19 protein-coding genes and 3 tRNA genes (1 of these 22 cut by a window edge) are annotated in these 21,648 nt (G+C 42.8%); 13 read left to right on the top strand and 9 right to left on the bottom strand.

What is annotated here, in order from left to right; genetic code table 11:
• The 3 genes in view from rpsD to rplQ are tightly spaced (at most 22 nt apart) and all read left to right on the top strand, a layout consistent with a single transcriptional unit that may run on beyond the window.
• Nucleotides 1-606: the 3' portion of a 30S ribosomal protein S4 gene (rpsD, locus tag LEP1GSC060_RS07200; protein WP_036095691.1), read on the top strand. The gene continues 18 nt to the left of window position 1, outside the view; the window shows 606 of its 624 coding nt (coding positions 19-624); its start codon lies beyond the left edge, outside the window; its stop codon occupies nt 604-606.
• A gap of 22 nt (nt 607-628) precedes the next feature.
• On the top strand, nt 629-1,606 hold the full coding sequence (locus tag LEP1GSC060_RS07195; RefSeq protein WP_002999928.1) for a DNA-directed RNA polymerase subunit alpha: 978 nt from the start codon (nt 629-631) through the stop codon (nt 1,604-1,606).
• Nucleotide 1,607: 1 nt separating this feature from the next.
• On the top strand, nt 1,608-2,111 hold the full coding sequence (rplQ, locus tag LEP1GSC060_RS07190) for a 50S ribosomal protein L17 (RefSeq protein WP_003000041.1): 504 nt from the start codon (nt 1,608-1,610) through the stop codon (nt 2,109-2,111).
• Nucleotides 2,112-2,802: 691 nt separating this feature from the next.
• On the opposite strand, the gene LEP1GSC060_RS07185 is transcribed toward rplQ, so the two are convergent.
• The 4 genes from LEP1GSC060_RS07185 to LEP1GSC060_RS07170 form a co-directional block, all read right to left on the bottom strand.
• Nucleotides 2,803-2,877, bottom strand: a tRNA-Glu gene (locus tag LEP1GSC060_RS07185).
• A gap of 17 nt (nt 2,878-2,894) precedes the next feature.
• A tRNA-Lys gene (locus LEP1GSC060_RS07180) sits at nt 2,895-2,967 on the bottom strand.
• Between the two features lie 73 nt (nt 2,968-3,040).
• Entirely contained in the window at nt 3,041-4,318 is a 1,278-nt protein-coding gene (locus tag LEP1GSC060_RS07175; protein ID WP_002999981.1) for an adenylosuccinate synthase, read from the bottom strand.
• Between the two features lie 28 nt (nt 4,319-4,346).
• A complete protein-coding gene (locus LEP1GSC060_RS07170) occupies nt 4,347-5,381 on the bottom strand; it encodes an ATP phosphoribosyltransferase regulatory subunit (protein ID WP_003000048.1) in 1,035 nt (344 codons plus the stop codon).
• 352 nt (nt 5,382-5,733) lie between these two features.
• Between LEP1GSC060_RS07170 and LEP1GSC060_RS07165 the strand changes: the two genes are divergently transcribed.
• Entirely contained in the window at nt 5,734-7,746 is a 2,013-nt protein-coding gene (locus LEP1GSC060_RS07165) for a 1-acyl-sn-glycerol-3-phosphate acyltransferase (protein WP_002999878.1), read from the top strand.
• A gap of 298 nt (nt 7,747-8,044) precedes the next feature.
• Here LEP1GSC060_RS07165 and LEP1GSC060_RS07160 read toward each other — a convergent pair whose 3' ends face one another.
• Together LEP1GSC060_RS07160 and LEP1GSC060_RS07155 are read right to left on the bottom strand one after the other, a co-directional pair.
• On the bottom strand, nt 8,045-9,223 hold the full coding sequence (locus tag LEP1GSC060_RS07160; RefSeq protein ID WP_003000099.1) for a DUF1577 domain-containing protein: 1,179 nt from the start codon (nt 9,221-9,223) through the stop codon (nt 8,045-8,047).
• A 456-nt stretch (nt 9,224-9,679) separates the two neighbouring features.
• Nucleotides 9,680-10,099, bottom strand: a complete 420-nt coding sequence (locus tag LEP1GSC060_RS07155) for an AAA family ATPase (protein ID WP_003000030.1) — start codon at nt 10,097-10,099, stop codon at nt 9,680-9,682.
• 109 nt (nt 10,100-10,208) lie between these two features.
• Between LEP1GSC060_RS07155 and LEP1GSC060_RS07150 the strand changes: the two genes are divergently transcribed.
• On the top strand, nt 10,209-10,451 hold the full coding sequence (locus LEP1GSC060_RS07150; protein WP_002999987.1) for a hypothetical protein: 243 nt from the start codon (nt 10,209-10,211) through the stop codon (nt 10,449-10,451).
• A 14-nt stretch (nt 10,452-10,465) separates the two neighbouring features.
• Here the strand turns inward: LEP1GSC060_RS07150 and LEP1GSC060_RS07145 are convergent.
• Nucleotides 10,466-10,538 (bottom strand) — tRNA-Phe (locus LEP1GSC060_RS07145).
• Nucleotides 10,539-10,632: 94 nt separating this feature from the next.
• Between LEP1GSC060_RS07145 and LEP1GSC060_RS07140 the strand changes: the two genes are divergently transcribed.
• From LEP1GSC060_RS07140 to LEP1GSC060_RS07130, 3 genes are all read left to right on the top strand, one after another.
• Nucleotides 10,633-11,298: a protein-L-isoaspartate O-methyltransferase family protein gene (locus LEP1GSC060_RS07140; RefSeq protein WP_002999807.1), complete on the top strand. Its 666-nt coding sequence runs from the start codon at nt 10,633-10,635 to the stop codon at nt 11,296-11,298.
• A 467-nt stretch (nt 11,299-11,765) separates the two neighbouring features.
• Nucleotides 11,766-12,911, top strand: coding sequence for an alpha/beta fold hydrolase (locus LEP1GSC060_RS07135; protein ID WP_002999847.1), 1,146 nt, complete (start codon nt 11,766-11,768; stop codon nt 12,909-12,911).
• Between the two features lie 451 nt (nt 12,912-13,362).
• On the top strand, nt 13,363-15,063 hold the full coding sequence (locus LEP1GSC060_RS07130) for an acyl-CoA dehydrogenase family protein (protein ID WP_002999837.1): 1,701 nt from the start codon (nt 13,363-13,365) through the stop codon (nt 15,061-15,063).
• Here the strand turns inward: LEP1GSC060_RS07130 and LEP1GSC060_RS20520 are convergent.
• The gene (locus LEP1GSC060_RS20520) at nt 15,045-15,209 is read right to left on the bottom strand and encodes a hypothetical protein (RefSeq protein ID WP_002999936.1); all 165 of its coding nucleotides are present in this window, start codon (nt 15,207-15,209) and stop codon (nt 15,045-15,047) included. The genes LEP1GSC060_RS07130 and LEP1GSC060_RS20520 overlap by 19 nt on opposite strands.
• A 28-nt stretch (nt 15,210-15,237) precedes the next feature.
• Between LEP1GSC060_RS20520 and LEP1GSC060_RS07125 the strand changes: the two genes are divergently transcribed.
• On the top strand, nt 15,238-15,846 hold the full coding sequence (locus tag LEP1GSC060_RS07125) for a DNA alkylation repair protein (RefSeq protein WP_002999822.1): 609 nt from the start codon (nt 15,238-15,240) through the stop codon (nt 15,844-15,846).
• Nucleotides 15,824-16,723, top strand: coding sequence for an SPL family radical SAM protein (locus tag LEP1GSC060_RS07120; RefSeq protein ID WP_002999801.1), 900 nt, complete (start codon nt 15,824-15,826; stop codon nt 16,721-16,723). Before LEP1GSC060_RS07125 ends, LEP1GSC060_RS07120 begins: the two co-directional genes overlap by 23 nt.
• A gap of 32 nt (nt 16,724-16,755) precedes the next feature.
• On the opposite strand, the gene LEP1GSC060_RS07115 is transcribed toward LEP1GSC060_RS07120, so the two are convergent.
• On the bottom strand, nt 16,756-17,778 hold the full coding sequence (locus LEP1GSC060_RS07115) for an NAD(P)-dependent oxidoreductase (RefSeq protein WP_002999857.1): 1,023 nt from the start codon (nt 17,776-17,778) through the stop codon (nt 16,756-16,758).
• A gap of 85 nt (nt 17,779-17,863) precedes the next feature.
• Here LEP1GSC060_RS07115 and LEP1GSC060_RS07110 point away from each other — a divergent pair, with 85 nt between their 5' ends.
• The 3 genes from LEP1GSC060_RS07110 to LEP1GSC060_RS07100 are packed head-to-tail and all read left to right on the top strand — an operon-like array spanning nt 17,864 to nt 21,440.
• Complete coding sequence (locus LEP1GSC060_RS07110; protein WP_002999948.1) at nt 17,864-18,919, top strand: lipase secretion chaperone; 1,056 nt, start codon at nt 17,864-17,866, stop codon at nt 18,917-18,919.
• Nucleotides 18,919-20,673 carry an apolipoprotein N-acyltransferase gene (locus tag LEP1GSC060_RS07105; RefSeq protein WP_002999984.1) on the top strand — a complete coding sequence of 585 codons (1,755 nt, stop codon included), beginning with the start codon at nt 18,919-18,921 and terminating at the stop codon, nt 20,671-20,673. The genes LEP1GSC060_RS07110 and LEP1GSC060_RS07105 overlap by 1 nt, the downstream gene beginning before the upstream one ends.
• Nucleotides 20,667-21,440, top strand: coding sequence for a ribonuclease H-like domain-containing protein (locus LEP1GSC060_RS07100; protein WP_003000000.1), 774 nt, complete (start codon nt 20,667-20,669; stop codon nt 21,438-21,440). The genes LEP1GSC060_RS07105 and LEP1GSC060_RS07100 overlap by 7 nt, the downstream gene beginning before the upstream one ends.
• Nucleotides 21,441-21,648: the final 208 nt, after the last annotated feature.

Here is a 21,648-nt window from a genome sequence, read left to right as displayed (position 1 = left end):
CCCGTAGTAAAAATCATGAGAAGGGAGGGAGTTGATCTCTTCCTTAAGTCCAGTTATACTTTTAATAAAGATAAATTTCACCGCAAGGGTCCTCCTGGGATGCCTACAAAGCGGAAAGGGAAAGTGTCGGAATACGGCGCTCAGCTCCGTGAAAAACAAAAACTCAAAAGAGCTTACGGACTTTTAGAAAAACAATTCCGCAGATACTACGAAGAGGCGTCTCACGCGCACGGTGTGACGGGTGAAATTCTTCTACAACTTTTGGAAAGAAGATTGGATAACGTAATCTATCGTCTTGGATTTGCGGTGACTCGCCGCCAAGCGAGAAACTTTATCGCTCACAGACACGTTCTTGTGAACGGAGAAAGAGTGGATATTCCTTCCTACAGACTGAACGTAGGGGATAAGGTGGAAATCCGCGAGAAGTTTAGAACTTCTACGTTCGTGGCTGATAACATTCGTTTGTCTCAGTCGTTGCAGGGAGTTCCATCCTGGTTGTCGGCGGATTACACAAACTTTGGCGGGGACGTTACGGCATTACCGGAGCGTCATCATATCGATTTACCGGTTAAAGAACAGGTAATCGTAGAGCTTTACTCGAAATAAAATCTGATAGAAGGGTCTCAAATTGTCTCTCAAAAGCTTACTCAAAGGATTTAAACGTCCTAAGAAGATTGAATTCAACACGGAAGCGAACGCTCCCAATTATGGGAAGTTCGTTGCAGAGCCTTTTGAAAGGGGTTTTGCGACAACTATCGGTAACTCTCTCAGAAGGACACTTATGTCCTCGATCGAGGGAGCTGCGATTTCTGCGATTCGTATCGAAGGGGTAAACCACGAGTTTTCCTTCATCGAAGGTGTTGCGGAAGACGTAACGAGAATCATTCTGAACTTAAAACAAGTTCGTATTAAATACGAGCCTGAAGAAAAAGATCAGAGCAAGATCATTCATCTCGAACTGAAAGGCGCCGGGTATTTCAGAGCGGGAGATCTCGCCGTGGATTCTTCCATTGAAATTATGAACCCGGATCTTCATATCGCGACTCTGAATGAAGATGCAAATCTGGTGATGGATTTGGAAATTCAGAGAGGAAGAGGTTACGTTCCTGCGGAAGAAAAGAAAAAAGATATCGAAGTACTCGGAACGATTCCTGTGGATTCTATCTTTTCTCCGGTTCAAAAAGTGGTTTTCGAAGTTTCTGAAACCCGTGTGGCTCAGAGATCCGATTACGAAAAACTGACTCTGGAAGTATGGACCGACGGTTCCGTATCGGCTGACGACGCCGTAGCTCAAGCTGCGAAAATTTTAAAAGAACATCTTACGGTATTTATCAATTTCGAAGAAGAGCTGGAAGAAGAAGACGACGAACTGGATGAAGCGGATGAAAAACTCAAAGCTTCCTTGTCAAAACACGTGGAAGAATTGGAACTTTCCGTTCGTTCTCTCAATGTGCTGAGAAGTTTGGAAATCGATTTTATCGGAGATCTCGTAAAAAGATCGGAAGAAGAAATGTCGAAATCCAAACACTACAGCGACCAGTGTCTGCAAGAGTTGAAAGTGAAACTTTCCACTCTGGGTCTTTCCTTCGGAATGAGGGATTTCTAAAATGAACAAAAGAAATAAAGTAAAACATTTAAACCGAAACAAAGGTCACAGAGACGCGTTGATCAACAACATGATTACGAGTCTTTTTAAGTATGAAAGAATCGAATCTACTCAAGCAAAATTGAAAGTGATTCGTTCTCACGCGGAGAAACTGATTACAAGAGCTAAGAAAAATCTTGTAGTGGATCTGAAACCCGAGGTTCAACTGCACAACAAACGCGAAGTGATGAAAAGAATCAAGGATCGCGAAGTTGTGGTGAAACTTTTCGAAGATATCGCGAAACGTTTCGAAAGTAAAAATGGCGGTTATACCCGCGTGTTAAAACTCGTGAACAGAGCTTCCGATAATTCGGAGGTTGGAATTTTGGAGCTGACTTCTAGAAAAGAAAGATCGATTCTTCTCAAAGAAAGAGAAGAAAAACGAGATACTCAGGAGAAAGTAAGAGAAGAAAGAAGAACCGCAAGGAAATCCGCCGGGGCTCCTCCGGCACCCGCAAAAAAATAAGCGGCTTCTAATCAGGAAAAAAGGAATAGAAAAGAAATAGAGTTCTTTGTTTTCCCGAACTTTTCGGAATCACGGAAAAACCCGGTTATACACGATTGTGTTGCCGGGTTTTTTATTGTTTTCGCGCCGAATCAAACCGGCGTATAACATTATGATTTAAAAATTCTTATACCAATTGCAAAAAGTCGTACCCGTATTACATACAGATCGACGAAGGACTAGTTTAGAGCCTATTAGCTATGAAATTCGCGAGCTGCGGAGCGACCCAGGAAACGCCTTCCTATGGGTCGGCGCTCAGGGAGCGAACGCACCTGAGTTTCTGATTCGCCCAAGATTTCAACCGTCGAATTCACGTTAACTTACAATCGCTAGCAGCGGCGACCAAGCCGGAATGAAGATTACCGGTAAGAATAATCGAAAAAGAAATAGAATCGGCGCGCTTCTCTTCGGCTTTATCATACAATGACGGGGAAATTGCTTCTCCAACAAGTATAATCCGGCCGCAGTAGTAATCAACGGTAACGTAAAAATCGAATTCGAAAGAAACTCAGTTCAGTCATCGAATGAGGGAATTCAAAAAATCAAATCTATCCACTCGATAGCTCCAAGGGAAAATCCGAGTTGAGAAATCGAATACAAAGAGAAGAAAATCAAATTACTAAAAGTGAATATTGTAGGGAAAAAAGAGAAGTGGTACCGCCAAGGGGAATTGAACCCCTGTTCCAAGAATGAAAATCTTGTGTCCTAACCACTAGACGATGGCGGCGTATGAGAACTGATCCTTGAGTCGTCGGGGATTCGAACCCCGGACCCATTCCTTAAAAGGGAATTGCTCTACCAGCTGAGCTAACGACTCGAAGCGTTACGAAATACACGATATTTATCGAGTGTCATGGGTCAATCAAAAACGTCGAAAAAAACTCCGGTTCTTAAAAAGAATCTCCATGAATGGTATCTTTTCTGTCCGGCCCGGTGGATACTAAATTGATTTTCACTCCGATAAATCTTTCCAAGGTAGAGATATAATCCTTACACTTCTCGGGAAGTTTTTGAAATTCGCGAATGCCGGAAATATCCGATTTCCATCCTGGAAATTCTTCATAGATCACTTCCACTTTTTCCAAACCTTGCGATGGAAAACAATCCAGAGTTTTCCCGCCCAGTTTGTAGCCGACCGCAACCGGAATCTTATCATAGTCGGAAAGAATATCGATCTTCGTCAATGCGATCGAAGTAATTCCGTTAATCCGAACGGAATGTTTCAACATTTCCGCGTCAAACCAACCGCAACGTCTCGGGCGTCCGGTGGTCGCTCCGAATTCTCCGCCTTTTTGACGAAGAGCTTCTCCGGCTTCTCCTAAAAGTTCCGTCGGAAAAGGACCTTCTCCCACTCTTGTCGTATATGCCTTCGTGATCCCGATCACGTGTTTGAGATGTTGAAACGAAATTCCGGTTCCGATCAACGCGCCTCCGGTTGTCGGGTTGGAACTCGTAACATACGGATACGTTCCGAAGTCCACGTCCAAGCCGGTTCCTTGCGCGCCTTCCAATAAGACCCGTTTTCCTTTTTTGAGTTCCGCATCCAAATAATATGCAGTATTTATAATATTCTTTTTTACTTTGGAAAGAAAAAATTTCAAACCTTCGTTGATATCGTTATAGGAAACGGAAGGCATTCCGTAGAGTTTGTCGAGTTCGCGATTTTTTTCCTCGACCAAATGTTTCAAGCGGGACTCGTAGGAATTGTCCAAAAGATCTCCTACTCGTAGTCCGGTCCTCATCATTTTATCCGCATAACAGATCCCGATTCCCTTTTTCGTGGTTCCGATCTTGTGTTCTTGGCTTAACGTAGTTTCTCTGGCGGAATCGATTTGGGAATGATACGAAAAAAGAAGATGGCACGCGTCGCTTAACAAAAGTTTGTCGTAAACGGGAAATCCTTCCTTTTGAAGGCGATCACATTCTTCTATGAAAAAAAGAGGATCCAGAACAACTCCGTTTCCGACCACACAAATCGTTTGATCGTAGATCACTCCGGAAGGAACCAAATGGAATACGTATTTTTTTCCGTGAACGACGACGGTATGTCCGGCATTCGCGCCGCCTTGATAACGAACGATGATGTCCGTGTCCTTGGAAAGAAAGTCGATAACCTTCGCCTTTCCTTCATCACCCCATTGGGTTCCTACTACTAACGATGCGGGCATAGTTTTTCCTCAAATATTTGATTACGTTTCATGATTTGGAGTCGGGAACAGGGCTTCTAAGAGAAACTTCCAATGTGTTCACTACAAGCGCATAACCGCTCGCGTCTTTTTGAACTCCCGAAAACATTTCGTAGAGATGATCGTAGGACCCGCCCGTTACTACCGGATCGGGAGAACCTTGCAGATATCCTTGAAAGACAAAACCCGTATAATAGTTCAGATCTCTCAAAAGGGAAAAGTCGATACAAAGATCGATCTTTCTTTTTTTGGATTCCCAGGATTTAAAAATCCAGGAAGTTTCTTCGAGAATGAAATTTAAACTTTTTTGCAGATCTTTTGAAAGAGAAGCGATGTTCAGAGAATTTCTCAAGGAATCCGGATCGAAGTTCAATACGAGCGCGTTTAATAAGCGGATCAAATCGGAATGATTCTTTTTTTCTCCGAAAATTCTTTCGATCTCGTTGCCGTTTTTCTGATAGAGTAACGTGGAAAGAATTTGGATTTCGTTCGAACCGAGTTCGAACTCTTGAACGATGGACTGAAACAGATTCACGTTTCCTAAAATAAGCGTTAGTCTGTTTTCGAGAGGAAGTAAGGAAACGATTTCGTCCAATTCTTCCAAAATTTTGAATGTGTTTTCCTTTCCGGAAACTCCGATCGATTCGGCGCCGATCTGCAAAACTTCCTTACGAGATGCGCTTCCCTTTATACTTTCCCTAAAAACTCTTCCGATATAAAAGATATTTTGATTTTCTCTTTGATGAGAAAAACCGGCCATCCCTTTGACCGCTTGAACAGTGAGATCGATGCTGGGAGAAATCTCGTTGCCGGAAAGATCACGAATTCTGAATAAAGAAGAAGAGTCGGGCGCGGAAACGGTTTGAAGAAACGTGGAGCTATAATCGAACGCCGGTAAGAATACTTCCGAGTATCCTTTTTTTTTAAGAACACCGGATACGGTTTCCAATAAGATCCTTCTATCTTTGCTGTCTTCGGGTCCGAGAAAGTGAAATCCGTCCGGGATCCATTTTTTCTGGCTGGGTTCTGGAAGATTCTGATTCATGTTTTGAAAGACTTCAACGCCAGAATACAGTTCAATACTAAGACGTTAGATTTCAAACCTTTTTAAAAAAATAGAATGACAATTCCCATGCAAACGAATGATTATCAACCGATCCAGGATCTTTTCATCGTTAGATTTCTATCTATGACATCGATAAGTCCTTTCAACAGGCTTTTCCGGGATATCTCCGAAGCGGTGAGAACCCGTTCGAAAATTTCTTTTCGTTCGGAAGTTTCGAAAACGATTTCAAACTCCGTTCCTTGATCGTATCGGGATATAAAAAATCCGGTTTCTCGTTTTGAGAAACGGTTATTAAAGAATTTATTTTTGGACGTACTTAGGAAGGTATACGATGGTCGATAAGGAATCCAGCGTAGGCAAGTGGCAGAAGGAATTTTTTGAAAACATTCATTTATTCAAACGTTCCGGAATGACGGAGGAAGAAGCCAAAAAGATTCTCCAGAAATTTTTATATCTTTCATCGATTACTCCTATGCCTCCGGTGATGGACGTATTCAAAGAACCGAATCTTCTGGAAACGGTCGGAGTTTATACTTCTCCCGAACAAAGATCCAGAGAATTTATGATGGAGTTCCTCTCTCCGATTATGAAGCAGTTCACCGTGGAAGGTGTGGACAACCTAAAAGCGGTCAAACCTCTGATCGGTAAATATCCGATCACTCTGATTTCCAATCACCTGTCTCATTTGGACGCGCCCGCGATCTTTCATCAGCTTTATAATTGTTCTCCCGAAGGAAAGTCGATCGCGGAACAACTCGTTTTTATCGCGGGTAGACTTGCCTACGAACCCGATTTTACCCGCCTCGGTCTTTATATGTTCGGAACCCTTCTGGTTTGTTCCAAAAGGGATATGGCGGACAATCCGAGTCTTTCCGATGTGATGACCAAAATCAATATGAGGGCTTTTCGTCATTCGCAAAAACTGCAATCGGAAGGTAAGATCGTCGCGATTTTTCCGGAAGGAACCCGTTCCAGAGACGGAAGGCTGATGCCGTTTGTCGAAACGGTTTATCACTACGTCGCTAACAAGGTCATCATTCCTATCTCTCTGGAAAAGACGGACAAGATCCTCCCCACTACAAGTCTGCTTTTCAATCAGGTGAACGGAAAACTCGTGATCGGCAAACCCGTGTTAGTCGGGGAACTTTCCCGTAAGCTGATGGATTCCTTTCCTAAGGACGTGGAACAACTTCAGTTTCCGGAACACGGCGATAAAAAACAATTCCTGATCGACAACCTCGCTCTTCTCGTGGGTTCCAATCTAAACAAACACCAACACGGAACTTACAGAAATCTCTACAAAGGGGACGTTTCCGGTAAGAATATTCTCATCAAGTTTCCCAAGGAACCGGAAGAAAAAATCGTAGTGATCGGCGCGAGCAGCATGTCGATTGCGGTTGCGACCCTTCTTGCAAACAAGGACGTAGTTGTTTATCTTTATCATCCGGATCAAACGTATACGGAACAATGTAATACGGAAAGAAGGGAGTTGAAATATTATCCTCTTTACAAACTTCCTCCGAATTTGATTTTTACGTCCGATCCGGAAGTGTTAAAAACCGCGACCTTATTCATTCAAGGAACCAACCCTTGGGAACTGATCAACGTTTATCCCGAAATTCAACCCTACTTAAACAGGAACAAGGCTCCTTTTTTCAACGTGGTCAAAGGTTTTACGAGTGCGGGTTTGATTTTGGACGAGGTCCAGACCGCGTTCGGTCTTGAGGACGATCGTCTCGGGGTGATCGCCGGAGCTTGTTATCCGGATCAGATTATGGAGAGAAAAATTTCCGGCTTTGAGATAGCGGCGTCTAACGCGTCCCTCATTCCGAGAGTTCAAAAACTTTTTACCACCGGTTATATCTTTCCGAGACCGGCGAGAATTCCGACCGACGTCAAAGGCGTCCAATTGGGGGGCGCTCTCAAAACGATCTACGCGCTTGCAATGGGAATCGTGGAAGGGTATTTCACGCAGACACTCGGAGGCAACGTGGACAATTCTCTGTTTCATTTATCCAATCGTTTTTTTACGGAGATGACCGCGATCGGTACGAAGATGGGAGGGCAGCCCGAAACCTTCCTCGGTCTTTCCGGACTTACCGACTTTATGCTTTCTTGTTTCGGAACGGAAGCAAAAGACAGGAAGACCGGTTACGATATCGCATACGGTTCTCCGTCCGAAAGAATGTCGAACGGATTTTACGGTCTCAAGGTGATGCCGAATCTGATGCAGATCACGGCGGAGAATACGCCGATTCTTGCGGCCGCTTACGAAATCGTAATCAACAAAAAGAATGTGAATCAGATCATCGAGATGTTGGAAGGTAGGTTGGCGAGAATTTAAGGCCGAATTCTAAGAATTTTCACCGGTCAACGGATTCAAAAAACATACTATACTCATTGATGTGAGTTCGGTATAACCGATGCGAAAGCGATCGTAGTGGAAATCCTGCAATGCAACATGATTCAAAGCATGAATACTTTGGAATATACTAATAATATAACATGTTGCTTTGCAGATTGGAACGAAGAGCGCGGTCCAGCCCAAAAACCGGAGCGGCACCGCTCTCTATGAATCGCAGCGCCGGGGCTGGATTCGCCCAAACTTTCCAGCCGCTGAATTTGCGTTACTTAAGCGAAAATTAGATCGCGTGCGTTTTTAGACCCGTAAATTTTCCCTGACCCAAAAGTTCTACGTTTCTGTGGAACTTTTCCCGTTCTCCCGGAAAAGAGGACTTCGCGACCAGTTCCATTCCCAAAATCAGATTTCCGACTTCGTCATAAGTGACCCAACGGATCGCTCCGAACACTTTGAAATAACCTTGCATACGAATGTAAATGTCGAAAACGAATCCCGTGTGTTTGGGAAGGGTTTGGATCAGATGCGCGTCGGTGATTTTGACGCAGATGCCGTTGTTCGAAATGTCGATGATCGGAAATTTTTCCGTCGTCATGACGGTGTTGGATTCTTTGATACGAGCGACCATCTCTTTGGAAAGTTCGGCTAATTTTTCGATCGTGTCCTTACCGAGAGGTTTTTCCTTGTTTCTTACCCAGATATAACCGAGAGGAATGGATTGTCTCGAGTGATTGATATAAACGATCGGATAGATGATTTCAGTGATGATTTTTTCATCCTTGTATTTCCTCATCATAGAATCGATTTCTTCGTTGATCTGATCTTCGATATCGATTTGGTTTTCGTTTTTGGACTTATAAGATTCTTCCAGGGAAGTGTTTTCAATGTGAATGTATTTTTTGCTTCGTTTTACCAATTCGAATTTTTCATCCTGATCGGATTTGAAAACGTCGATTTCGATCAAACCGAGTTGATCCGTTTTTAATTTCGTTTTGTAGTCTTCAAAACATACCTTGACCAAAGTGGGAATGTTGAACAAGGACGCATCGATTACCGTTTTGGAAGAATTGATGTTCGTGACGTGAGCCGCGTCTTCCGCAACGGGATAACGGGGAAACGCACGGTTGGTTTTGGCGATCGAGATTTTGTTTACGCTGAGTTCTACGAGTTTTGAGTTGAGGTGTTTCAAAAAACTACATTCCAATTGGACGTACTTGGCGAGAATGCGATACAATATGATTTCTTCGTCTTCGGGAAGCGCCTTGTCGCCCGATATTTCCACGACGATTTTTTCCCCGTTATCCACGTATTTCTGAATGGTAACTGTTTCCTTATCGACGTCCCCTCTTACGCTTAGGCTTTGTTTCAATAAATGTTTTTCAATAATATGTTTTCTTTGTTCCGGAGAATTTATGACGTCTAAATCTCGATTGCCCAGCTTCATTCCATTCATTGAACTCATTGTAAAATCCCTACTCGATACAAAATATAACCGCTTAGTATAGAATGCAATGGATTGTTAATTCGGTAAATATAAAATTTATCTTGCGGATTCTCAAGTTATAGAATCGTTTCTTTTGACGGAAACAAAATCGTATCCTTTCTGAAAGGGTCGGGGTTAGGATTTGATTTTGAATTTTCTTTCCCGTCTGCGTCATTCGATCTTATACAATTAAGGTGAGTTTCGGTCATTTACATACGAACAGTTTGCTTAAGAGACATAGATGGGAGGTTGTAAAAGGAAAACCTTTTTGAAAAATGCAGGAGTTCCCACGTTTCTAGGGGTTACGAGTTCATTTTTAAATTTGCGATTAATCAAATCCTACTTCGGTTCCGAGCGACAAAACAAGGAAACGAAAAGGCGGGTTGTTTGGGTTTGAAAATTTTTCAAACGACTTCCAAACGGGCCAATTGCGGTTTAAAGATTTTCCGGAAGGAGACGAACCTTGTATTTTGAGGCCATCTTTTTCAAGGATTGGTCGTCGATGTGGTGAATGTTTTTTCCGTTATGATAGTTTTCCACCGTGACGACAAAAACCGCATATTCGAATTCGGATGCAATTTGAAAGTAGGGTTTCATTTCCCAAGAAAGAGTAAACGTGTTGTCCGTAAAAATTTTCGAGGTTCCTTTCTCCGCTTCTTTTCGAACGCGCTCTTCACAGTGTTTGTATGCGAGATGATTTTTCTTAAAATCGAAATCGTATTCTTTCGTCTTTGAATCCGTAAAATAATCGTCCACGCTGAATACGGGATATTTCCCGTTTTCGGACAAGAGTTTGGCAAGTGTACTTTTACCGGCTCCCGGAATACCTCTGAGTAAGACGAGGGACTTGTTCATTTCTTTTACTTTACAAATACGTTGAATTGATTAGCCTATAGGAAAACATCCAGCAGAAAAATCTTTCGTTTTTGGAAGAGTGGGAAAGAGAAAAAGGTTTAGGAAAAGAATGAAATACTTAGAAACGGAACAGATCATTCCATCCAAAGGAATGTCTTATACGATGTACGAAGTGGAAGGCGAGGATCAGATCCAAAAGATGATGACTTATATTCCCGACACGGACGAAATTCATATCTATCCGAAACCTCCGGTCAAAAAATTATACAAACCGGAACTTTGTAAGGTGATCGACGAAGTCGTTTTTTCGGAACTTTGGAAGTTGGGAGAAGAAAGAAAAGCGGCTCGATGAAAAGTTGTGAGCTCTGGCCTCGGAGAGAATCGAACTCCCGACACAAGGATTTTCAGTCCTCTGCTCTACCGACTGAGCTACAAGGCCGAACTCATGAACAGAATAGAAAAGCGGCTCGCACTGTCAACGAAAAAGATCGGCAACGCTCGTTCTCTTAGGATGGTTGGTTGGGAGAGACGGAATGTCTTCTTCATCTAAAATTTGTAATCCAATTCTTCGTGAAAAAGAGAGAAAGAATATGGTCGATTTTCAAATCGTCTCTCGAGGGATTCACGATCGTGAAGTTCTCTCCGCAATGCGTTCGGTTCCAAGAGAATGTTTTGTACCCGATTCCCACTTCTTTCAAGCGTACGACGATAGACCGTTACCGATCGGATGTCGTCAGACGATTTCACAACCGTTTATGGTCGCATGGATGTCTCTGCTTCTTGAAATCCGAAAAGGGGATAGGGTTTTTGAAATCGGAACCGGCTCGGGTTATCAAAGCGCGGTTTTGATTTTTCTCGGAGCAACGTTATTCTCCGTCGAGTTTTTCGATTCCCTCCGTAAAATTGCGATTCAAAATTTGGAACGCTGGAAGCCGGGTTGCACCGAGGTAAATCGTTTTGTCGGCGGAAATGCGACTCAAATTCTCAAGCCGGATCTCCAGTTCGATAAGATGATTTCCTGCGCGGCGCTTCCCGATCTTCCCGACGCGGGGAGTTCCTACTTTCGTTCCCTGGTTCCGGGAGGGATTTTTATCTTTCCGATGGGAAAACAAGAACAGCTTTTGATGATCGCAAAAAGAAACCGGGGCGGCTGGTCTTTTGAATCGGTGGGCGGAGTGAAATTCGTTCCCTTACTTTAAGGCGTTAAATTCTGAAACGTCGTGACCAACCTACGCTTCGAGTGGTTTTACAGAATCAGGAAATTATACTTTGTTAAAGTCTAATCACCTCGATTAGGAAAATCCCTTGCACCCTGGCCCTCTATCCACTGGTCCCTAGAACGTGTGAGTTCCCACATTTTTTAAAAAGGGTCTATAAATCAAAATGTCTCCATCTTAACTTCTTCTTCGTCTTTTTCGATATATTCTTTCTAATTTCCTGGCACCAAACTCAGACTCCCTACATCTATTTCATTTTTACGCTTTAAACCCGTTTTTAATGAAAATGACAATTTATTTATAATAAAGAGTCAATTTTATGTCTTAAAAGTCTAAATTTACTTTACAATCCCATCGTTAAATGATCTTTCCTGTGACTCGAATGAAGAAAGAAATCGGGGTATAGAAGACCGAGTTTTCTTCCTTAAAACAAGTAAGGAGAACATTAGATGAAGATTGAATTGGGTATTCGGAAAGTTCAAAATCGATTCAGAAGGATCGGTCTGACTGTATGTTTTTTAATCTCTCTATTCGGCGTGAATTCGATTAGCGCCGCGTATACAAGGGAAATTCTTACGTATGATTTGATTGGCCGAGGTTATTATTCCTTTTACACCACCTATTATACGATCAATGTCGTTCATTACAAAAGACCTAGCGGGGGACCGATCATTGTGAATCCGAAATCGGTTCTGTTCGTTCACGGTTTCGGAGATAACAGCACACTCTTTGAACCGTTGGCCAAAGAATTGATCAACCAAGGAAAGGCTCATCACGTTTACATCATGGATCTTCCCGGACACGGAGCCAGTACGGTCGCTCCCGGCACCGCGGCAAAACCGGCTTACGCGAGTGATTTGACCGTATTTAATTACGGAGACGCTCTACGCGCTTTGCTCGGTAGGATGACGATTACGGAAAATAAAAAGATCCAGACTATCGTCGGGCATAGTATCGGCGGTCTCGTCATTCAGACGATCCAGAGCCGATTTCAGAAAGCCGGTTCCAGTCTTTTGACCGCATTCGGTATCGAAAATACGATCCTGATCGCGAGCGATATTCCTGCTCCCTTACCTTGGTATGGAGGGGACGCTCCTATGTGCGATCCGATAAACGATATCTCGTGCGGTTCCGCAAAAAGTTTTGTTTGGAACTTTAGGCTATTGAAGATTTTGGACTCATTTCCTTTTCCGCCGTACTTAGTACTGGGCCTTTTTGTGCAAACGCCGGATGATTTTTACATCAATACGAAATTTGCTGTGAACGGTGTGCCGGTTACGGGCGCTCCCACTGCGGCACAATTGGAGACTATGAGCAATCTGGAACCGTATCCGGCCGCGGCCAACATCGTCGGTTTGGATCCTTCCGGCGAAACGACCAATGCCGTTCCGCGATTGTCCGTTTCTCAGAATATATGGAACGGCTTTAATCTCAAAGTGATATGGCTGGATAAGGACATATTTTTCAGTCAATCGGAAACTCAGGGGCTCGCAGAATATCTCAAAGCGGGTTTGAATGCGATCACGATTTCCGACGCCGAGGCCGTTCACAATTCGCCTTTTTCCAAGCCGTCCCTTTTTCTTTCCCTTTTTTAGATTCCTTTCAATCGACGACCGTGCCGGATTTGGCGCGTCGTCGCGTTGTGTAAATTACAGTTTTTTTAATATATAAAATTTAAAATATTCTAAAATGACAATGTTTATGTAATTAATCGGCACTGGAAATAAATTTAGAATATTCCAAAATAATAACATTATTTATAAACGTTATTTGAATCCCTAACTCCTAGCCCCTAATTCCTAACCCCTAAAACATTCGCATTTCTCCGATAAAAAAGAAAATTTTTTTGAAATTACCCGAGCGCCCGACGTTTTAGTTGTCCTTTTGATTAAACTACAACTTTGTCCTAAACGCGTAAATTTCTGATTTACATCCTCGCCTCCGGTTTGATTCTTCTTTAGGGCTTTTTTCCGAAACCCAGTTTCTTGACTTGAAAATTGGAAAAGTCCCGGCTTGAAATACATATCGATAAAGAGATAAACAACTATGGATCTATTGAACCCTAAAAAAACGGAATTTAAACATCTGGACGAGAAATCCGGAAACATCATGAAACGTACGATCGCCTTTTTCGAAAAGAAAGGTAAGAACAAGTTAAAGGAAGACGATCGAAATCAAACTTGGTATGCGGATTTTCTCGAGTTTCAAAAACAGGAAAAGATTTTTGCGACCTTGATGACTCCCGCGGGTTACGGGGAAAGCGATTCCAGATGGGACACGACTCGGATCTGCGACTTTAACGAGATCGCGGGTTTTTACGGACTTTGTTACTGGTATACGTGGCAGGTTTCCATGTTGGGGCTCGGTCCGATTTGGAACAGCAGGAACGAGGAGATCAAACATAGAACCGCAAAACTGTTGTTAGACGGAGAAATTTTCGCTTTCGGTCTTTCCGAAAAAGAACACGGAGCGGATTTGATTTCCAGCGATATGTCTTTGGAAAACAAAGGCAACGGAAACTACGTCGCTAACGGACGAAAATACTATATCGGAAATTCGAACAAGGCCGCCATCGTTTCCACTTTCGGAAAAATGAAAGACACGGGGAACTACGTTTTCTTTGCGGTCGACTCGCGTCATAAGAATTACGAGTTGATCCAAAACGTCGTCAACTCTCAGAGTTATGTGGGAGAATACGCGTTAAAAGATTATCCGATTTCCGAAAAGGACATTCTTTCCAAAGACAGAGAGGCTTGGGACGCTTCCTTGAGTACGATCGCGATTTGTAAATACAATCTAGGTTGGGCTTCGATCGGAATCTGCACTCATTCTTTTTACGAGGCTCTTAATCATGCTTCCAAAAGAAGATTATTCAATCGTAATGTAACCGACTTCTCCCAGATCAAACAGATGTTCGTCGACGCGTATTGTAGGCTTTTTTCGATGAAACTTTTCGCTTCGAGAGCCAAGGATTATATGAGATCCGCGTCCGCGACCGACAGACGTTATCTGCTCTTTAACCCGATGGTCAAAATGAAAGTTACGATGCAGGGCGAGGAAGTCATCAATCTTCTTTGGGACGTGATCGCGGCGAAAGGTTTTGAAAAGAATATGTATTTTGAAATGGCCGCCAAAGACATCCGGGGACTTCCCAAACTCGAAGGAACCGCACACGTCAACATGGCCTTGATCATCAAGTTCATGAACAATTATTTCTTCGAGCCGAATTCCGCGCTTCCGGTAATTCCTAAAATCAACGAGTTTAAGAACGACGACTTTTTATTCAACCAAGGAACCACAACGAAAGGTTTTGAAAAGATCACTTTCCGTGATTACGACGAAGTGTACGCGAGCGTGGACCTTCCGAACGTTAGGATTTTCAGAAAACAGATTGTGGTCCTGAAGGAATTTTTAAAGTCCACACCTCCGGATTCGAAACAGTCCAAGGATTTGGATTTTATGCTGATCCTCGGTGAGTTGTTCACGTTAGTCGCCTATGGTCAACTTTTGATCGAAAACGCTTCGATCGAAAAGGTGGAAGACGACCTCTTAAGTCAGATTTTCGATTTTATGGTGAGGGACTTTTCCAAATACGCGCTTCAACTCTATTCCAAAAGAAGCAGTACGAAAGAGCAGATGGAAAAATGTTCGGCTATGATTTTTAAACCTTCGGAGGACGAAGAACTTTTCAACCGCGTTTGTGCTAAGGTTTATTCCTACAAAGACGCTTACGAAATGGCGCCTTGAACGTGAACCGCGTTTTTATTTTCCGCGTTAGTCGCGTTGTAAAATGAGTTTTCCATGGATTCGGTTCGTTCCAAAAAAGAAATTAAATCAATCCTCGCAGATCTTTGGGATTCTACGGATGCGGATGAAAGTTTTTGGGTTTCCAAAATCGAATCGGATCTCTTGCGGAAAAAAGTGAAATTCCCGTTATTGGAGTTTGTGGGAAAGGAACTCTATTTTAAAATTCCGAATAAAAAACAGATCTCCTTTACGGATCAAATCATAAATTTGAAACATATGGGAGGTTACGTTATCGCCGCGATCCTACTTCAACTTCGTTGGGAAAATCATTTCGAAGAATCCTTAAAAAAGGCGGTCGATTATATCGTCTTGGGAAACGAATGGTATGTTTGCGATATCGTCGGAGAAAGGGTTATGGGTTACTTTCTTCTCAAACAACCCGAACGTTCTCTTCCGATTTTAAAAACCTACCTCGATCATAAAAACGTTTGGGTCGTTCGTTCCGTCGGCGTCGCCGCTCATTACGCGGTCAAAAAAGGTCTCGGAAAAAAATACGTGGAGGAAACGTTTCGACTTCTCTTAACAAAAGCCGATACAAAGGACTTTCATTCGAAAAAAGGAATCGGCTGGGCCTTTAAAACCGTTTCCAAATTCCATCCAGATATCATTCAAAAATTTGAATCTCATTTGAAAACGGACGGATCGATTCAACCGTTCTTTAAAACAAAAATCGAAATCGGACTGAGTCGATCCGCTAAATATGCCTCAAAGTATCCGGATTAAAAACGTCTTAAATAAAACCAAACGAAGAGATCCTTGGTTTTTGGACGATTATACCGTCAACCCTTACAGCGGTTGTTCGTTTCGATGTTTATATTGTTATGTGGGCGGAAGCAAATACGGCTTGAACATCGAAGATAAACTTTCCTTTAAGGAAAACGCGGTGGAAGTTCTGGATCGACAACTCCGAAACTGCGTCAAAAAGAACCGTTACGGAATCATCGTTCTTTCCTCGGCAACCGATCCTTATCTTCAATTCGAAAAAGAACTCGGTCTCACGAGGGAGCTACTTAAGATAATTCTAAAATACAAATTTCCCGTTCATATTCTCACTAAATCGGATCTGATTTTGCGCGATCTGGATTTGTTAAGCGAAATCGAAAAGGAGGCGATTCTTCCGGAGGATTTGCGCGGTCGACTGAGTCGTAAATCGTTCATTACGTTTTCCTTTTCCGTTCTCGACGATTCCGTCGCTAAAGTTTTTGAACCGGGGGCGACCGCTCCGAGTTTACGTCTTTCCGCTTTAAAGGTTACTTTAGCGAACGGTTTTTTCAGCGGAGTGAGTTTGATGCCTTTACTTCCTCATATTTCGGACACCGGTGAAAATTTGGAGTTTCTATTTCAGACGTTTAAGGACGCGGGAATCCGATATATTTTTCCGGCAAGTCTGACTCTTTTCGGCGGAAACGATCCTTCGGATAACAAATCTCTTGTGTTTAAAGCGATCGAAAAATATCATCCTCATCTTATCCCCAAGTATCAAAAATTTTTTTCCAAAAGTCATCGAATGCCGGAAAACTACCGAATGGCGCTTCGTAATAAAACGGCCGAGTTATGCGCCAAATACGGATTACAAAGGGGAATTCTTCCTTACGATTGACGAAAGTCTAATATAACGTGATCCGTAAAAAATCAAATCAATCCCCAATCCAGTCTTACCGGATACGAGTTTCTTCTTTTTTCAAAATAAGCCCCATCTCCTTTTCCCCAGGCTTCTCGTAAAAGGCGGTCCTCTTCTTTTAAGAAAGTGGAAGTTTTAAATTCTCCTTCCGTTTGCAAAAAAGATTCCAAGGGCGGCAAAGGATTGTCCCCGAATAAGACGGATAACTTTTCGGCGACTCTGTAGGTTCCGCTCACTCTCCCCAACTGACTGTAGCCGGCGATATGCGGAGTGAAAATCGAATGATCCGTTTCGGAGAGTTTTTTGCCCGTTTGAATCGAGGGCGGCTCGGGATCAAAAACATCTAAAATTTTGAATATATCATTTCTTGCAATCAGACGATCAAACGCTGCTTGGGTAAGGATTTCCCCCCGGCTTGTATTGATAAATACCGTCCCCGGTTTTAAACAATCGATCAAAGAGGCCGTCACAAAATGAAACGTGGACTCCGGGCCTTCTTTGGTCAAAGAGACGTGATAACTAAGGACGGGACAATCCAAAACTTCCTTTAAAGAGGAGGATTCCGTCTTATAAAACGGGTCGTAAAAAATACGATCGATTCCCTGTAACATTAGAATTTTATGAAATTCTTTTCCTGTGTTTCCGTGTCCGATCATGCCGATCTTTTTATTTTTCAGTTCGGATTCGTCAAATAGACTCAAAAGACCGGCGTAACAGTATTCGGCGACCGAACCCGCGTTACAACCGGGTGCGTTCAAAAAAACCTTTCCCGATTCCTTGAGAACGTTAAAATCCACGTGGTCCGTTCCGGAACTTACGGTAGCAAAAATTTTCACGGAAGGAAATTTTCGGATGTTTTCGCGATTCACTTTGAATCTAGTGTTCGCGATCAGAATCGAGGGTTCGTCTCGGACCGTCTCTTCGATTCGATCGGACGGATAAGATCTCACCTCCAACTTTTCGAACCTTGAAAAAATTTCTTTGGCCCCTACCGTTCCTTCCGGGTAATAGAGAATCGGTTTTTTTTGTCGCATTCCTTTGTCATTTCATCCGAACCGCTCGTTCAGAAAAAACAAAAAAGGTTTGCCTTAGGAAAGATTTTTTTAAAAATCACGGTCCATGAAATCCCTTCAGGAAAGAATTAAATTTCCCACAATCCTAGGTTTGATTACGACGATTTTAATCGCATTGATCTGGTTCGTGTTCTTAAGTGAAAAAAGCGTAGGTTCCGAAAGTGTTTTGGGAAACTCGGACGCGGAGTTCACACTCGAACGTTCGGAATCCGGCGAATGGATTTTAAACCAAGCGATCGTGGATACTTCTCGCAAAATCTTCGATGAGAACGGAAACTGGCTCTCCTTCGACGATTTGATTCGATACGCTTCCACCGGAGAAGTCAATCTAGTCTCCGAGCTTTGGGCTTTGAGAAGACAATGTCCCGAAAGTGCGGGTTACGAACAGTGTAACGAAATTATCCGGGCCTTCATCGCCGATCACTATTCCGGAAAAGATGCGGAATATCTAATGAAACTTTTTTCGGGTTACTTGAGGTATGAAACGACCATGAAGGAATTTGAACTTCCCGATAAACTCGGTAGAACCGAAAAATACGAACTTATTAAAAAGAAAAGAAAGGAATTTTTTTCCGATAACGACGTTAAACTCATCTTCGGTATGGAAGACGCGGAAGAAACTTACCGGGAATCCTTGAGCGGATTTTTAAAGGATACGGAATCCTTAAACGGCGAACAAAGAATGCAAAGATACGAGGAATTTAGAAAAAATGTCTACGGCGGATATTATAATACCTTAAGAACAAGAGAACCGAAATACAATACCTATGAAACCGAAATGTTCCTGAGAGAAAACGAATTGGAACGACTGAGTTTGTCCGATCGAAACGGCAAAACGAGAAACATCCGCGAAAAATATTTCGGTAAGGACGGCGCGGACCGTATGGAAGCGGTTTATAAGGAAGCGGACGAAAAAGAAAAAAAGGAAAAACAAACCGCACAAGAGGAGTCCGATTGGGCCGGGAAAAATCCCAACGTAAAAGGAGACGCGAGAGAAAAGGCGTTTACGGAAATTAGGATCAAAAATCTCGGAAAGGAAGAAGCGGAAGAATATTCAAGAAGACTTAAGTATGAAGAGGAGATGAAGAAAAACCGAAATTGATGCCGTACCGTTTCATTCCAAAAGACTCTTTCGTATATCGATTTCTACTTTGTTTCGGAGTCGGCGGCGGAACTCTTTTGGGGCTTTCCCCATTTTCATTTTTTTCGGCCGGAGTGATTGCGGCCGTTTCCTGTATGTTCTTGTTTTTTTCCCTCAATCGAGAACCGTTTTGGAAAGCCTCGTTGTGGATTTTGATTCTTTCCCAGATTTTGAACTGCGTCGCGTTTTATTGGATTCCGGGAGCCGTTTCCCGAATTGCGGGAACCGGTCCGGTCGTTTCCGTTCTTTTTTTCTTATTGTACGGACTCGTTTCGCATTTGAAGTTCTTTCCGTTTTATACTTTATTCCGTTTTTCTAAAGTAGAATCCGTTTCGCAACCTTCGACGTTTTTGGTATTTCCCGCCGCCGGAGCCGTCGCGGATATGATAACGATTCAGATCTTTCCGTGGTATTGGGGGAATTTGGTTTCGGGTTCGATCGTGTTCGAGCAGTTCGCTTCGATTTGCGGAGTTTACGGGCTGAGTTTTCTTTTGTTGTTTATATCTTCCGTTTTTATAATATTCGTAAATTATTTTAAAGAAAAAAAGTCCGAGGAGTTCAAAATCGCCGTTGTCGCCGGGATCGGAATCGCCTCCGTTTATTTTTACGGTTTGTACCGAATCGGATACGCGGAGTCTTCGTTTTACGAAGGGAAATCGAAAGACCTTTCCGTACTTATGATTCAACCGGATACTTCTCCCGGAACGAAGGACTTGAAAGCCGACTCGAATTTTTTGAGCGTGACCATGAGTAAGGTTTTTTCTTTGGCCTTAAGGGGGAGTATCACTTCCGAAAATCCGCCGTCCTTGATCGTGATTCCGGAATCCGCGATTCCGTTTCACGGCACGATCGATTCGCAGGAAAATCGAAAGGAACACATTTATTCTTCCACGATGGAAGGGATCGTTTTATATCTTTCCAAACATACCGGAGCCGATATTATATTCAACGAATTGAATATGGAAGGGGGTAAATTGAGGAATCAGGTCGGTTTGTTTAAAAACGCGGACGGAAGTTTCGAACGATACGATAAAAGGAAACTTCTTGCTTTCGGCGAATACCTTCCTATGGAAAACGAACTTCCTTTTTTACGTTCGATCTTCAAGGAAACCTCCCGCTACGTTCCCGGAGAAATCCCCAAACTTCTGATCGGAAATAAAATCCGGAACCCAAAGCCGATTTTGTCTCCGAGCGAAAAGGAAGTTTCCCGGTTGAACGAGCCGGAAATTTACAGATCTGAATTTTTCTCCCGGGATAAACGACCCAGAAAAATTAGTAATTTAGAATATTCTTATTCGATTTTGCCTTTGCTTTGTTACGAAGCGATGTTCACGGAACTCGTTTTGGACTACTATCAAACCGGACAAAAACCGGAAATTCTGATCAACCTTACCAACGATTCCTGGTTCGATTCGGAATTGGAAGCGTATCAACATTCCGGCGCCGTTCGATTGAGGGCGATCGAAACCGGTCTGCCTTTGATCCGTTCCGCCGTTTCCGGGATTTCCGAAGTCTGGGACGCTCGTGGAATTTCTCGGATCGTTCCGATCGGATTTCACGAAACCGGAATCAGAACGTTTTCGATTCGACTCGATTCTTTCCAGCCGACGATTTATACCGAATTCGGAAATTCTTTTCTGTGGGTCTTTTGTGTTTCGATTTTAATTTTCCGTTTTATTCTCGTACTGAAATCCGTAAGGAAAAATCGATGTTGAAACATACGTTTTGTCATCTTCCCGGGATCGATTCCAAGGAGGAAAAAAATCTTTGGGAAAAGGGAATTTACGATTGGAAGGATCTTGAAAAATACCTAAAGACCGAACCCGTTCCGATTCGAAATCTGATTTTAGACGCATTAGAGTTTTCTAAAAAAGAATTGGAAAGGGAGAACTTTTTTTACTTCTTTCACGTTCTTTCCGCCAAACATTACTGGAGACTTTTTCCTACGATTCGGAAAAAACTTCTTTATATGGATATCGAAACCACCGGTTTGGGAAACGAGGACAGAACGACGGTGATCGGAACTTTCGACGGAATCGAATATCGTTCTTATATTCGCGGATTCAATTTGGATTTTTTTTTAGACAATCTCAGTCAGGATCGGATTTTCGTTTCCTACAACGGGATCGCGTTCGACGTTCCCTTTTTGGAAAGGGAGTTTAACGTTCGTTTTAGAAACAATCACATCGATATTATGTTTTTATTAAGATCTCTCGGGATCAAGGGCGGACTCAAAGGATGCGAAAAGGCGTTGGGCATCCATAGGCCGGAAGCGGTCGCGATCACCGGCGCCGAAGCGGTGAATCTTTGGAAACAATACGTGGATTACGACGATATGGACGCGCTCAAAATTTTAGAAGGATACAATCGGGAAGACACGGTCAATCTTGAAATATTATTTGTCAAAGGATATAACCTGAAGATTAAGGAAACTCCGTTTTATGGAGAAATTATCGGCGAGCCTGCGCGTTTTAGCGGTTAGACGTTAGGACACTTTACGCCGAGGGAAACGTCGAACTCACGTTAAAAATAAGGTCTTGTCAAAAGTAGAAACGAGGTTTTGAGGCGGATTCGGAATGAGAATGGAACCGTATCGAATAACGGATTCGGATTTTTATCAACGGAAAAAAACATAGCCAGAGAGAGCTCCTTCCCAGCTTTGTATTTTGGAGTACTAACTTGAAAATTTT

The organism is Leptospira weilii serovar Ranarum str. ICFT, from assembly GCF_000332415.1.
Classification (GTDB): domain Bacteria; phylum Spirochaetota; class Leptospiria; order Leptospirales; family Leptospiraceae; genus Leptospira; species Leptospira weilii_A.
Note: the sequence above shows the minus strand (reverse complement) of the source record. Positions and strands in the feature narration are given on the sequence as shown.